Annotated in this window: 16 protein-coding genes and 1 riboswitch; of the genes, 3 read left to right on the top strand and 13 right to left on the bottom strand. The window is 29.2% G+C overall.

The genetic code is table 11. The features are described 5' to 3' along the window. Nucleotides 1-4: 4 nt before the first annotated feature. The 3 genes from BUA92_RS13845 to BUA92_RS13835 all read right to left on the bottom strand — a co-directional run bounded on the left by BUA92_RS13845 (nt 5) and on the right by BUA92_RS13835 (nt 2,261). Nucleotides 5-727 carry a LytR/AlgR family response regulator transcription factor gene (locus BUA92_RS13845; RefSeq protein WP_073020387.1) on the bottom strand — a complete coding sequence of 241 codons (723 nt, stop codon included), beginning with the start codon at nt 725-727 and terminating at the stop codon, nt 5-7. 153 nt (nt 728-880) lie between these two features. Continuing rightward, nucleotides 881-1,360, bottom strand: a complete 480-nt coding sequence (tsaA, locus tag BUA92_RS13840) for a tRNA (N6-threonylcarbamoyladenosine(37)-N6)-methyltransferase TrmO (protein WP_073020385.1) — start codon at nt 1,358-1,360, stop codon at nt 881-883. A gap of 82 nt (nt 1,361-1,442) precedes the next feature. Beyond that, nucleotides 1,443-2,261 carry a MerR family transcriptional regulator gene (locus tag BUA92_RS13835; protein WP_073020383.1) on the bottom strand — a complete coding sequence of 273 codons (819 nt, stop codon included), beginning with the start codon at nt 2,259-2,261 and terminating at the stop codon, nt 1,443-1,445. 151 nt (nt 2,262-2,412) lie between these two features. On the opposite strand from BUA92_RS13835, the gene BUA92_RS13830 reads away from it, so the two are divergent. Beyond that, nucleotides 2,413-2,922 carry an FUSC family protein gene (locus BUA92_RS13830; RefSeq protein ID WP_073020380.1) on the top strand — a complete coding sequence of 170 codons (510 nt, stop codon included), beginning with the start codon at nt 2,413-2,415 and terminating at the stop codon, nt 2,920-2,922. Nucleotides 2,923-3,050: 128 nt separating this feature from the next. Here BUA92_RS13830 and BUA92_RS13825 read toward each other — a convergent pair whose 3' ends face one another. Together BUA92_RS13825 and BUA92_RS13820 are read right to left on the bottom strand one after the other, a co-directional pair. Continuing rightward, complete coding sequence (locus tag BUA92_RS13825) at nt 3,051-3,353, bottom strand: hypothetical protein (RefSeq protein ID WP_073020378.1); 303 nt, start codon at nt 3,351-3,353, stop codon at nt 3,051-3,053. A 3-nt stretch (nt 3,354-3,356) separates the two neighbouring features. After that, a complete protein-coding gene (locus tag BUA92_RS13820) occupies nt 3,357-3,569 on the bottom strand; it encodes a LexA family protein (RefSeq protein WP_073020375.1) in 213 nt (70 codons plus the stop codon). Nucleotides 3,570-3,711: 142 nt separating this feature from the next. On the opposite strand from BUA92_RS13820, the gene BUA92_RS13815 reads away from it, so the two are divergent. After that, nucleotides 3,712-4,032 (top strand): hypothetical protein, encoded by a 321-nt coding sequence (locus BUA92_RS13815; protein ID WP_073020373.1) that lies wholly within the window; start codon nt 3,712-3,714, stop codon nt 4,030-4,032. Nucleotides 4,033-4,132: 100 nt separating this feature from the next. Here the strand turns inward: BUA92_RS13815 and BUA92_RS13810 are convergent, their stop codons facing one another. The 7 genes from BUA92_RS13810 to BUA92_RS13780 all read right to left on the bottom strand — a co-directional run bounded on the left by BUA92_RS13810 (nt 4,133) and on the right by BUA92_RS13780 (nt 10,988). Further along, the gene (locus tag BUA92_RS13810; RefSeq protein ID WP_073020372.1) at nt 4,133-4,564 is read right to left on the bottom strand and encodes a DUF6442 family protein; all 432 of its coding nucleotides are present in this window, start codon (nt 4,562-4,564) and stop codon (nt 4,133-4,135) included. A gap of 5 nt (nt 4,565-4,569) precedes the next feature. Further along, nucleotides 4,570-4,767: a helix-turn-helix transcriptional regulator gene (locus BUA92_RS13805; protein WP_073020370.1), complete on the bottom strand. Its 198-nt coding sequence runs from the start codon at nt 4,765-4,767 to the stop codon at nt 4,570-4,572. Between the two features lie 261 nt (nt 4,768-5,028). Further along, nucleotides 5,029-6,645, bottom strand: coding sequence for a phosphoenolpyruvate carboxylase (ppcA, locus tag BUA92_RS13800; protein WP_073020368.1), 1,617 nt, complete (start codon nt 6,643-6,645; stop codon nt 5,029-5,031). A gap of 236 nt (nt 6,646-6,881) precedes the next feature. Further along, nucleotides 6,882-7,057, bottom strand: a riboswitch (Lysine riboswitch). A 133-nt stretch (nt 7,058-7,190) separates the two neighbouring features. Continuing rightward, entirely contained in the window at nt 7,191-8,792 is a 1,602-nt protein-coding gene (locus BUA92_RS13795) for an ABC1 kinase family protein (protein WP_073020366.1), read from the bottom strand. A 68-nt stretch (nt 8,793-8,860) separates the two neighbouring features. Then, nucleotides 8,861-9,172 (bottom strand): phasin family protein, encoded by a 312-nt coding sequence (locus BUA92_RS13790; protein WP_073020364.1) that lies wholly within the window; start codon nt 9,170-9,172, stop codon nt 8,861-8,863. 84 nt (nt 9,173-9,256) lie between these two features. Next, a complete protein-coding gene (locus BUA92_RS13785; RefSeq protein WP_073020362.1) occupies nt 9,257-10,501 on the bottom strand; it encodes an aminopeptidase P family protein in 1,245 nt (414 codons plus the stop codon). Nucleotides 10,502-10,547: 46 nt separating this feature from the next. Further along, complete coding sequence (locus BUA92_RS13780; RefSeq protein WP_073020360.1) at nt 10,548-10,988, bottom strand: ACT domain-containing protein; 441 nt, start codon at nt 10,986-10,988, stop codon at nt 10,548-10,550. Between the two features lie 479 nt (nt 10,989-11,467). On the opposite strand from BUA92_RS13780, the gene BUA92_RS13775 reads away from it, so the two are divergent. Then, complete coding sequence (locus tag BUA92_RS13775) at nt 11,468-12,817, top strand: MATE family efflux transporter (protein ID WP_073020357.1); 1,350 nt, start codon at nt 11,468-11,470, stop codon at nt 12,815-12,817. A 54-nt stretch (nt 12,818-12,871) separates the two neighbouring features. Here the strand turns inward: BUA92_RS13775 and BUA92_RS13770 are convergent, their stop codons facing one another. Further along, nucleotides 12,872-13,072, bottom strand: coding sequence for a hypothetical protein (locus BUA92_RS13770; protein ID WP_073020355.1), 201 nt, complete (start codon nt 13,070-13,072; stop codon nt 12,872-12,874). Between the last annotated feature and the right edge of the window lie 8 nt (nt 13,073-13,080).

The raw sequence follows: 13,080 nt of genomic DNA, 5'->3' as shown, positions 1-13,080 counted from the left end.
CTCCCTAAACATATCTAGCATTTTGACTAATATATTCAATAAACCTATCTTTAGCTACCTTTCTATTCCTAATAGATACAGGTGTCTCTTTGTTATTTTTTAATAGAAAATGTCCACTCTCTATTTTTATTACATTCTGAAAATTAACTATAAAGGATTTATGACATTGAAAGAAATGTCTATTACCCAACTCTTCTTTCCATTTTTTTAAAGAATTGGTAGTTACGTAATTGTTTTCTCTAGTATGTATAGCTGAACCCTCCCCCAATGACTCTATATAAAGAATATCTTTTTTCTCTATTAAAATACTCTCTTCTCTCTGTTTTATGATAATGCTATGTGATTCAGTAAATTCTTTTATGGCCTCCTCTATTGCCTCAAAAAATTCTTCATGATCTAAAGGCTTGTAAAGGTATCTAAAAGCCTTAACCTTAAAGGCTTCCTTAATCATGTTTGAATGGCTAGTTATAAAAATAATAAATATATTATCATGTTTGTTATTTAGCTCTTTTGCTACCTGGAATCCATTTATTCCAGGCATTTCAACATCTAAAAATAATATATTTATATCTCCCTCATACTTTATAAGACTTGTCCCATTATCAAACAACTCTATTCTATAATCCATATCGTGTTCATCTAAATACTTTTCACATAATTTTTTAACGGCATTTTGAATTATAGATTCATCATCACATATAGAAATTTCAATCTTTTTACTCCCCATTATACCCCTCATTTCTATATTAGTTTGTTCGACTAATTTTATCACATTTACCCCAAATAATCTATATTGTTACATATATTGTCACCTATTTACCTTCATACCAAAACATAATTAAAGGTTCAACCTTTTGGTTGAACCCTTAACATATTATTTCTATTTAAAATTAAACTCATCTTCCCAGTTAAAGTATGCTGATTCTTCTAAACTCTTTGGCCAGTGTGAGCACCAATCTGGTACTTCTGGAGATTCTACTCTATCAAGGCTTGGAGTATAAGGTTTTATATCTATAACTTGAGTTTCATCATAGGCATCAATATATGGAATTCTAATAACTCCTTTATCATAATCAATACTTAAAATACTAACAACAGTTAATGCAATTGGATTAGGTCTAAGTGGGGATCTAGTTGAGAATACTCCCATAATATCTGGTGATTTTTTATAAGGTTTTTGTGTTTCAATTGTGTCCCTTGCTTCTTTATTATCAAAATCACTAAACCACCATATAACATCAATATGGCTAAATCCCTCTAAGGCTTTCAGCCCTTCAACATACTGTTTGTCAAGTTTTATAAATGTACCCTCTTCTCCAACTTTAACCTTCCCAATAGAATTCACTTCAAATAATTTCATAATACATACCTCCCAAATAATGTTTATTTATATCACAAGTTCAGTGTATAACCTACCATTATGTGAGAGTCAATAAAAAATATTAAAGTTTTTCTTCTAATGCGATTTGAATTTCTATTAAGTAATCCTGAGGATTTTCTTCATTCCAGGGTCCTCTATGAACTATTTGTCTGCTTTGTCCTGTCATTTTATATTTTTTATGCTCTTGAAGCCAATTTCCAAAAGAAAGGTAAGCTTTACCAATGTTTTTAAAATCTCCATATACCATGGTAGAAGCCATTAATGGAACTGCTTCAGTATGCCTGTATGCAAATCCATCTTTATCTTCTCTAAACTTTTCAACAACTGCACAAAGTTCAATATCTACTTCTTTTTCTTTATATTCAGTATCATGATAAATTGAAAAAGTATTATCAGATATTGATATATTGTTTTCTTTTGCAAAGTTACTCATTTCAATCCACATATCGCCTTCTGAATAATAGTTTGGGACAACTTTTCTTAAGGAGAGTACCTTATAACTAGGAATGTTCTTAATTGAAACACTATAGTTAATATGGATTTTTTCTTTTTTTATATCTTCCATGGCTATTTCTATTTTGGATAGTTTATCCCTCTCTGCCTCAATGATGTCCATTATTTCTTTTTGTTTTTGTTGCAACTCATTAGCTATAAAATTATCATCCCATTTATTAATAGCTGTTGATATCTCAGCAATACTAAAACCTAAGTCTCTTAGAAATATTATCTTATTAACTTTAGGTATCTGTTCTATTGAGTATAATCTATAAGAAGAAAACCTATCTATTTCTGCTGGTTTTAATATACCTATTTCATCATAATATCTAAGCATTCTTATGGAAACCTGTGTTAGTTTTGAAAACTCACCTATTTTAAACATCAATATCCCCTCTTTAATTTCCAATAAATTCATTAAGTATATTATAACATTATGATTTCACTTTAGACCCAAGGGTGTATTTTAATATGGATTTATAGTATTATTTAACTATAACTTTGTAACTAATGATTTTCTTTTTTAGGAGGTAAATATGAACTTTAAGATAAATAAATTGCCTAAAATAGGACTTAGAAATCTTAAAACTGCTCTTTCTGTATTAGCATGTATTTTATTGTTTGAGATTTTAAATAGAGAACTTCCCTTTTATGCTTGTATAGCTGCTGTTATTTGTACAGGAGATTCTGTTAAAAATTCTGTGCTTGCAGGAAAAAATAGATTAATAGGAACTTTGATTGGTGGTTTACACGGAATAATTTTCATTTTTATTGAACCTTATATTCCTATTCCAACATCTGTTTTAATAAGCCTTGGAATAGTAATTGTAATATATACGGGAGTAATATTAAAAAAGCAGCCCTCTATATCTATTAGTTGTGTTGTTTTTCTAGCTATAATGATAAATATTAGAGGTGGTGTAACCTATCTTTATGCAATAAATAGAATTATAGATACTGCTATCGGAATTGTTATAGCTGTTTTGGTTAATAAATATTTTAATCCAACCTTAGATACGGATGGGGATTTGGATGAAGATAATTAAAAAAGAACTATTGTACATTTTAATCTTAAATTAATCTATTATAAAATATAAACTAAAAAAAGACTATCGGATAACAGAATTTTAATCTGCTAATTCAATAGTCTCTTTTTTATTTTGCTCACATTCTTTTAAGATTCAATATCTGCAATAACTCTAAAAAATTTATCTCTAGCCCATAAGGTCTCAATTACTTTGTAATCAAAATTCTGTTCATATTTATCTAATTCTATGGTTATCGTACCTGTTAATTGATTATATATCATCCTTCCATAATCATATATACTTAAATCCATAGCTTCATCCTTGCTTAACTCTAACCCCTTATTTATGTGATATAAATTTTCTTTGTCTATCCTATAGTGTAAGTACATTTTAGTTTCTATACCATTTACTTCTACATCTTCTCCTGAAAAATAAATTACATTTTTCATCTACTAATCCCTCTTTTCAACCTTAATACTTCTTGGTGATGCATCTATTCTGGATATATACCCTTTTTTCTCTAGTCTCTTAATATATTCGTGGATAGTAGAAGTAGACTTTAGTCCAACTAGCTCTTGAATCTCTCTAATTGTAGGTGAAATTTTATTTTTCTCTATATACTCATCTATTATATCTAAGACCTTTTTCTGCTTTATAGTTAACATTAGTATCTTTTCCTTTCTATGACATATGCTATTATAAGCATAGCAAACATATGTTCTTTTTTCAAGAAAAATAAACTCCTAAACTAAGCTATGAATATTTCCATCTAAACTTAAAGAAACTATATAAAGTGAGGTGCATATGATGAAACTAACTTTATTAATACCAATTATTTTATCAACTTTTATGAATTTAACTGAAACACCAAAAATAATTTCTGAATCAAATACTTACAAAGAGGGTGTATATGATATTACAAATGCTATACAAGTTAAGGCTAGTGCTACACTTGTGAGCCAAAACACCTCTGTAAGTCTAGCTATAATTGATGCTAATGGTAACCAAACCTTCTTTAAAAAATTTGATAACATAAACGATACAGTAAACTTAGGAACTATTCTAGATGATGACCGTGTTGTAGTAGTTGGTGCTGGGGAAATAGCTTTAATTATTGATAATTCATAGATATAAGTACTTCTTATATTATAATATATAAATAAAAACACCTTTTTATTTAACTAATAAAAGGTGTTTATTCTGAAATATTCAGAGTAAGGCTTAATATTTATAATTTTTTATTTAGTTTATAACTATAATACAATCCGTAAGCAATAATAAACAAATATGCAAAAACTAAAAGAAGAATAGCTATCATATCAATTCTCATCAAAGCAAAAGTAAGCATTAAAGCTCCAAATATAAATATCATCATGTCATATGCTTTTGCTTTTGCACGACTTGTTATTAAAATATTTCGTTCATCTAATTTTTCAATGTTTATTTGTTTTCTAATATCAGGGGAATTTTTTAATGCCTTATAACTTATAATCTCGCCTATACCATGACCTAATATTCCACAGCCTAATCCTATGCATACATATGGTAATGCTCTCATAATTCCCTCTGCTTCAATAATTGTTTTACTTAAATATAACCCTAAACCCAATAATATAAATCCAAATACTGATAAATAATAATACTTCGCTTCTTTTTTCATTTTACTTATTCCTCCTCATAAATAAAAATTTCTTCTATACTCATATTAAAGTACTTAGCAATCTTAAAAGCTAATATAATAGAAGGATTATATCTGCCATTCTCTAAGGAACCAATAGTTTGTCTTGATACTTCGAGTATAGTAGCCAACTCCTCTTGCTTTATCCCCCGTTTTTTTCGTATTTCCTCTAAACGATTTTTCACCCTACCACTCCTCTTAATGTTAAGTTTACTTTCCATATTTAAATACTAACACTCCCTTTCATCAATGTCAAGCTTACTTTCCATTTTATAAAATTCTATATTTACTTAAAAAATAAAATAACCATATAAATAGAGAAACACCTCTTATTAACTCAATTAATAAGAGGTGTTTCTATTAATATACTTAACAATGTTTATTAGTTTTTTTAATCTAGTTACATTTATTTACATACAAAATACAACTATAATCTAAATATCTTATTAACCCATACTTCCTCTTAATTTACCCATTCTTATAATCCACTCATTTAGAATCTTAAGTTCTTCTGTTTTATTTTCTAATAAATCTTCTTCTGAACCTATTAGATGCATTATGATTGGGCGAGTTGTTTTAAGTAATGTATGGTAGAATTCATTATCATTTAGGTATTCAAAATCAATACCTAAGTCTAATATTTCATTTACTAATTCTAGATCCTCTGCATATTCTAATCTTGCGGATTCATCTATTATTCTTTTTGAAACTTTAGGATTAGCAAACAAAGCTGCAAATCTAAAGTCTTTTTTTATTTGAGGATAGAATTCTTTTAGTTTATCTATTCCTTCTTGTCCATACTTTTCTTTTATTTCTCTAAGACCTCTACCCATTCCTACGAATTCTGGTGGTATTCCTAGGGTATACATAGCTCCAGTGTAAGAAATAGCTCTTGGCACTGAATATTCTACGTTTAGGTCTATTGATAATAATTCATTTTTTAATTTCTCATCTTTAACCCAGTTTGCTATTTTATCTATTTCTGGAAGATCTCTAGTATAGTCTAAACCAGTTTTACTCTTAGTAAGTCTATCTCTATTTTTAGGGATAAAGTCTGATACAAAGCTTACTGTGTTTATTATTTTTAAGAAGGTTTGAAGATAATATTTTGAAAATATTCCTATGAATTCTTTCATAAGTTCTATATCTTCTTGATTAAAGTTTCTATGAACTGATTTATCTATATTATCATTCAATTTATTTACTACTTCTTTTGCTTTATCTCTTCCATGGTCATATCTTAAAGCTGATTGTAGTGTAAAAGTCTTAATACCTGAGTAAGTTTTAATCATACTTTCAACATTATCATTAGTGAAATGTCCTCTAAATGGAAGTGAGCCACAACCTAGGATTGGATATACTTCTACTCCATGGTCTTTTCCCCACTTATAAGCTGTATCTATTGCAAGTATTACAGATAATACTCCTGATATTAATCCATAAGACATAGCAGAATCTGAACGTGCTAGCATAAATCTTAAAGATTCAAGCTTATCTCCTTTATCTTCTGAGGTATGATAAAACTCATCAAAAATTGTATCTATATTTACTAATGAAGGAACCCCTTCTACTAGTGGAATTATTCTTATACTATTTAAATCAAATTGAACATCATAGTTTTTGTTTCCAAGTTCAATAACAGAGTTTACTCTATCTTGGAATTGGCAAACTTCTGCTCCAGTCTCAACCATAGGTACTACAACCTCTTTTATAGCCTGCACACCTGTGTTTTGATAAGCTTGAACATTGGTTTCTACTATTGACATTATACTCATTAATTGTCTAAATACTGATTCCTTATTCGCATTAGGAATTCTTGGCGTTATAGCTACATCCTTTCCTGGAATTATCCCATTAGAGATTAATCCTAAAGCCACCTGAGAAGTTTGATGATATGGTGTTAACTTACCTTCAAAGTCAATCATTATCTCATTTATTCCAAGTCCACCTTTCTCCTGAAATGTAAGACCGTCAATTGCTTCTTGTGGTTCTTGTTGTATAGATACATAAGTATCTACGTTGTCTGGATGTTGCGTCATCATAGAACTAGGAATTTTATACATTAAATATACCCCCAAATGAATTTTTATTTACCGCCTAAATTCAATTCTAACATAAAATGTTGTAATGTAAATATATTTCTATTTACAAATGCAAGTTTTTTATTTTTCACTTGCACATCTTTTCTTTTATGTTTATTAATTAAGGCTGTTATTATCTAAAAGTGTTCCCCAATATTAAAAAGAGCCTTGGAGTAATCCAAGGCTCTGTATGTACTGAAAAATATCAACAACAGTTTCCATTGGATAGCACTCCACAAACATTATTTGTGACAATCTTATATATATTCTATATAAGACCAGTTGTATAGTTTTAAAGCATTAACTACACACTTCGGCAATATTTCCTTTCTCTTCACTTCTCTGTGCTTAGCTCCATGAAGATACTTTTAAACCTTGCGCCTCTATCTCTAAAATATTCACTTTTATTGAATTATACATTGTAGCAAAAATTTTATCAAGAATTATTTTATCTGATGTCTAGCCCCTAGATTAGTTCAACTAACCTTCAGTGTGAGATAAAACTCCCTCTGAAGCTAAGTTTCACTTTATATATTTCCAGATCTTATTATGCTTATAACAAGCCAAACTCCTAATATAGCAGCTATAAAAAATCCAAATAAACCTATTACTGAGACCCCATGAAATTGTGGTGCCCCATTATAATCTATTATTAGTGATGAGCCTACTATCATAGCTGAAATTATCATGGAAAATACCATTCTATTCACCATTTTACTGAATCTATCCATTGATTTATCTAACTCATTTATCTGTAGGTTAATTTTTGCCCTTCCACCTTTTACACTATCCATAAAACTAACAGCTTTTTCTGGGAGCTCTATAGAACTTTCAATGAATTTGTAAAGTTTTAATGCTATGTCTTCTTTGCTTAAATCATTTAAAAAAAATAATTTGCTATCATTGCCCATTATAGCTATAACCATTGTTAATATGTCTAAATCAGGAGATAACTCTGCGATCACCCCTTCAAATATTACCATGCTTTTAGCTAATATAACTAAGTCTGTAGGCATTAAAATATTGTTTTTAGATGATATGGCCATTATTTCTTGAAGCATCCTAGATATTTTTATGTTCTTTAATGAAGTGCCTAAATAAACATCTAAAAATCCTTCTATATCTTCATACAAGTTACTTTTATTTATAGTTCCATTTTTTATTCCTATTGCTAATATAAAGTCAACTAGCTTATTTATATCTTTTTTAGCTAAAGCTATTATTACCTTATTAAACCATTCTCTTAGGTAAGGACTTATTTCCCCCATTATCCCAAAATCTATAAAGCAAATTTTATTGTCAGATACTAGAATATTACCTGGATGGGGATCCCCGTGGAAAAAGCCATCCTTAAAAATATGCTTAAAATATATGGATACCAATTTTCTTGATATGTCTTCTAATTCATAGTCATCTTGAATTAGGCTATATTTATCTGTTATCTTATACCCTTCTATTTTCTCCATAATTAAAATTCTAGCAGTTGAATATTCATCATAAACTTCTGGAACATGAAGTGGTACTACATCTCTATTATTTCTCTTAAATCTCTTTAAGTTGTCTTTTTCTATCCTAAAGTCTAATTCTTTTTCTGTAATGTTCTGTATTTCTTTTAAAGCTTCCATTGGATCAATTAAAGTTTCTTTAAACTTTCCTTTTGCCATTCTAGTAAGCCTCATTAAAATCCTCATGTCTTGGCTCATAAGTTCTTTTATGTTTGGTCTTTGAACTTTTATTACAACCTTTACTCCGCTTTTTAAAACTCCTTCATGAACTTGAGAAACAGATGCAGAAGCTATAGGTTCTTCATTAAATTCTAAAAAACATTCATTTATATCTCTTCCTAGTTCCTCTTGAAAAGTTCTTTTAATATCTTCTATAGGAACCTTAACCACATCATTTTGAAGCTTTTTTAATTCTTCAATATATTCTTCTGAAATAATATCTGGTCTAGTACTAAGTATCTGCCCTATTTTTATGAAAGTTGGTCCTAAATCTTCAAAAGCTTTTCTAAAGTTTTCAACCTTCTGTTTTTTATTTAGTATTTTCTCTTCAACAAAATACCCAAAACCATAATAGGTAAGTACTCTAATTATCTCTCTAAACCTATTAAAAGTACTTCTGTTCAAATAAATCACTCCTGTTTCCCTGTCACTAAGCAATAATTAATAAATAGACTAAAGGGAAACCCTTTAGTCTACATTTGATCTAGTTTATTTTCTAAAAACTCTATTCTTACTTTTAGTTTATCTATCTCTTCTTTTTTAACATATCCAAGTTCTGAAATAACCTTTTCTAAACTCTCTTTGTTTACTGACTTTATTTCATTAATTTTTTCTGTGGCTTTTGTAGTAAAGTTTCTTTTTAATTCTTCTGAAAGCTCTTTACCTTCATCTACAGTTAATCTGCCTTTTTCAACTAACTCATCTACAACCTCAGATGCTTTTTCATAAGTTGTAGCTACGGCACCCACTCCAGCTAACAACAACTTCTTAAGATCATTTATCATTTAAATCATCTCCCATACATTCTTATTAATATTATTATACCATTTAATTCTAATATTACTCTAATATTAATAAACACTTAATAATTAACGATTTCTGAAGAATTCTTCTATTTCACTAACTTCTTTAATCATTGCCTTAGTTAATATTTCATTTCCATCCTCAGTAACTAATATATCGTCTTCTATTCTTACTCCTATCCCCTCTTCTGCTATATAAATCCCAGGTTCTACTGTATATACCATTCCAGGTTTTAGCTCAACATTTCTTTTACCCACATCATGAGTATCTAATCCCAGGCTGTGACCTATAGAATGCCAATAGTATTTTCTTACATCTTTTTTATCGTCTATTAATCCTAAAGCTATACATTCTTCTGCAACCCAATCTGTAGCTTTAGTGTTTATGTCTCCCCAATTAACTCCTGGTTTAATCTCATCTATTACCTTTTTGTTTACTCTAAGTACAGCTTCATAAACTTGTTTTTGTCTTTCTGTAAACTTACCATTTGCAGGGAAAGTTCTTGTTATATCTGCATTATAATATTCATATTGTGAACCTAAATCAAATAATATTAAGTCTCCATCATTAATTATAGAATTATTATCAACATAGTGAAGTATTGTAGCATTAACTCCAGCAGCTGCTATTGTCTTAAATGCAGCGTCCGTTGCGCCTCTTCTCTTACAACTAAAATCATAATAAGCTTCAAGTTCATATTCCATCATACCTGGTTTAGAATTCTTCATTAAAGCTTCTACCCCTTCAATGGTAATCTCTATAGCTTTTTGCATGTTTTCTACTTCTTCACTAGACTTTACAAGTCTAAGTTCTGCTATACTGTTGTATATATTTTTTACTGAAACTTGAGGATATTTATTCTTTAGATTTCTTGCAAACTCTTCAACTAAAGTTTCTCTTTCAGCGAAACCATCTTTTTCTAAATCAAAATATACTTTCTCTATTTCTTCTTTAAATATAAGTCCATGTATAGTTCCTTCAAATTCTTTAGTATATAGAACTTCTGTAAATCCACCTTTTTCTTTTGCTTCATTCGCTCTTATACTTTTCCCAACCCATTTTTCCATTTCTAAGTCTGGTTCTTTTACAAATAATATTGTTCTTTGCTCATCCTTCTTTTTTACCAATATTAAAGTTATTTCTTCTTCATCTATTCCTGTTAAATAATAAAAACTTCTATTAGGTGTAAAACTATATGCTTCATCAGCTGTTTTTTTAGGTGCTTTTCCTGCAAATAATATTACCGCACTATTTTCTTCCACAGCTTTGAATAAATTCTCTCTATTTTTTATAAAAACTTCTGCCTTCATAACTTCTCTCCTTTGCTTCTTTAATGCTTAACTTAATTATAGCATACTATTCTACAAACAAAACTCTGGTTTTAACAACATTAGGAAGTGCATCTATACTTTCAAGTAAGGTTTTTGCTTTTATTGTTATATTGGATACATCTACAGTTATTGTTACATTAGCAGTTAAATTTATAGGTATATCTTGATTTATTGTAAGTATATTTCCCTTATACTCAGCTATAAGATCTAATACTCTAGATAAGGCTCCTGCTTCATGAGAAAGCAATATATTTAATATAACTTTTCTGCTATTAATAGGCTCATTCATTGGGTATATTGCGTCCCTATATTTATAATAAGCACTTCTACTTATCCCAACTTTCTTAACTCCCTCAGTAATATCTTTTACTTGTTCACTGTATATAAGCTCTTTAACCTTCATAACCTTTATAAATATATCAGGTAATATCTTTCCATTTACTATATAAAACTTCTCTTCATTCATTTTATCACTCCTTTGTGTTTCTCAGAGAAATACATTTGTCCTTAATTTGTGTTTCTGCATAAATTATAACATTTGAATAATAATAATAATAGGCTAAATTAAGTCACTTTATGAAAATATACTTGTTTTTATATGGCATTCTTTGTTTTTCTTGATATCTTGTCTACTTTATAAGTTTGAAGATGAGTTAGTATATTTTTGTGATACAATACATTCATGCCTTAGGCATTTAAGGGGGCTATTATACATAATTTCTAAAAGCATCTCAGGCATGGGGCTAAGCCCTGAGAAAAAGCTTTTAGAACCCTTATACCCATAAAACAAACAATTAATTAGTCTCTAAATAAAATTTAATATAGAGAAAATATCCCAATGATTTTAGGATTTTCCTTATGGAATTTCCTTATTTTTTTGCCTTTTTATTAGGTTAGTATATAATAGTTAATGTTGGTTTAAAAACTGTTTTGAAAGGAGTTTTTATGAACATTAATAAAAATACTATTGGTGAAGTATTAAGACTTGCCTTACCTGCTGTAGGCGAAATGATACTTTACATGATGATATGGGTTTTCGATACCATGATGGTAGGAAGATATGGAGGAAATCTTGCTGTAAGCACTGTTGGTCTTGGTTCAGAAATAATCTCAACCTTTTCTAACATACTTATAGCTTCTGGTATATCTATAGGTATAACTTCCTTAGTTGCTAGAAATATTGGAGCAAATAAAAAAGACAAGGCTGAAGAATACGCTACCTTAGGATTCGCTTCTGGGTTAGTTATAGCTCTTATATTATCCTTAACCTTTTTCTTGTTCTCTGAAAATATTTTAGGTTTAGCTGGTGCTGACAATGAGGTTATAAGTTTAGGAGGAACTTATTTAAAGATTGCTTCAATAGGAGTATTTTTCTCTATGCTTATGAATGCTTTAAATGGTGCTTTAAGGGGTTCTGGTAATACTAAAATTCCTCTTTTAGCTTCTATAATAATAAATCTTATTAATATTTCTTTCGATTATCTACTTATATTCGGAAAGTTTGGATTTCCTGAGTTAGGAGTTAAGGGAGCTGCTATCGCTACCTCTTTTGCTCAAATTGTAGGCTTTATATTCATCCTAATTTATATTTCTAAATACTCAACTATTAAACCTAGATTAAAATATATAACAGAATTTAAGTTTGAGAGATTTTCTTCACTTATAAGATTATCTATCCCTTCTTCTCTTCAAGAAGGTGCTTTCAGTATAAGCAGACTTTTAAGCAATATTTTTATAATTTCTCTTGGAACCATAGCTTTTGCCTCTAATCAAATTACAACTACTATTGAATCTATAAGTTTTATGCCTGGTTGGGGGTTTGCTGTTGCTGCTACAACTTTAGTAGGCCATAAGGTAGGACAAGGCGATTATAAAAAAGCTAGAGAATATGCTAATACCTCTATTTTTCTAGGTGTTATAGTTATGCTATTTTGCTCAATTTTATTTTTAGTAATACCAAACCCATTAATACGACTTTTTATAACTCCTTCTGAAACCGAGGTTATAAAATTAGGTACTTATTGTTTAATGATAGCAGCTATAGAACAACCTTTTATGGCAATATCTATGATTGTTGGTGGTAGTTTAAAAGGACTTGGAGATACAAAAACTCCCTTTAAGGTTGCATTGTTCTCTTCCTGGATAATAAGACTTCCTTTAATGTTTATAGTTATTTATACACTTAAACTCTCAGTTGTTTATGTTTGGATTATAACAACTCTTCAATGGATAATAGATGGCTCATTGGTTTACTTATTATATAGGAAAAAATTTAAAAAAGTGGCTCAAAAATAAATAGGCAGCTTTAAGGTTTTTATTCTTAAAGCTGCTTCTTTATATTACTAATCATTACTTTTTGCCTTTTTTACTTCTTACTACAAAGTTATATACAATGGATATTAGGATACCGCTGACCCCTCCTAATGAAAATCCTAGAGGAACATTGCTTATAACTGCTCCTAATACTACTCCTATACCTGATCCAAAGGCTATTCCATAACTTATTCTTGTGATATCATCATCTGTAGAGTTCAACTTATCCCTTTCCATTTCCCTCT

It is taken from the genome of Clostridium intestinale DSM 6191 (genome assembly GCF_900130055.1).
In the GTDB taxonomy this organism is placed as follows: Bacteria; Bacillota; Clostridia; order Clostridiales; family Clostridiaceae; genus Clostridium_T; species Clostridium_T intestinale.
The sequence above is the reverse complement of the archived record's forward strand: the minus strand, read 5'-3'. Positions and strand labels throughout refer to the sequence as shown.

Coding starts and splice junctions, on each gene's coding strand:
- BUA92_RS13820 (WP_073020375.1), bottom strand. CDS start 3,569: ATGTTAACTATAAAGCAGAAAAAGGTCTTAGATATAATAGATGAGTAT.
- ppcA (WP_073020368.1), bottom strand. CDS start 6,645: ATGTATAAAATTCCTAGTTCTATGATGACGCAACATCCAGACAACGTA.
- tsaA (WP_073020385.1), bottom strand. CDS start 1,360: ATGAAATTATTTGAAGTGAATTCTATTGGGAAGGTTAAAGTTGGAGAA.
- BUA92_RS13775 (WP_073020357.1), top strand. CDS start 11,468: ATGAACATTAATAAAAATACTATTGGTGAAGTATTAAGACTTGCCTTA.
- BUA92_RS13810 (WP_073020372.1), bottom strand. CDS start 4,564: ATGAAAAAAGAAGCGAAGTATTATTATTTATCAGTATTTGGATTTATA.
- BUA92_RS13835 (WP_073020383.1), bottom strand. CDS start 2,261: ATGTTTAAAATAGGTGAGTTTTCAAAACTAACACAGGTTTCCATAAGA.
- BUA92_RS13830 (WP_073020380.1), top strand. CDS start 2,413: ATGAACTTTAAGATAAATAAATTGCCTAAAATAGGACTTAGAAATCTT.
- BUA92_RS13790 (WP_073020364.1), bottom strand. CDS start 9,172: ATGATAAATGATCTTAAGAAGTTGTTGTTAGCTGGAGTGGGTGCCGTA.
- BUA92_RS13770 (WP_073020355.1), bottom strand. CDS start 13,072: ATGGAAAGGGATAAGTTGAACTCTACAGATGATGATATCACAAGAATA.
- BUA92_RS13825 (WP_073020378.1), bottom strand. CDS start 3,353: ATGAAAAATGTAATTTATTTTTCAGGAGAAGATGTAGAAGTAAATGGT.
- BUA92_RS13785 (WP_073020362.1), bottom strand. CDS start 10,501: ATGAAGGCAGAAGTTTTTATAAAAAATAGAGAGAATTTATTCAAAGCT.
- BUA92_RS13845 (WP_073020387.1), bottom strand. CDS start 727: ATGGGGAGTAAAAAGATTGAAATTTCTATATGTGATGATGAATCTATA.
- BUA92_RS13780 (WP_073020360.1), bottom strand. CDS start 10,988: ATGAATGAAGAGAAGTTTTATATAGTAAATGGAAAGATATTACCTGAT.
- BUA92_RS13815 (WP_073020373.1), top strand. CDS start 3,712: ATGAAACTAACTTTATTAATACCAATTATTTTATCAACTTTTATGAAT.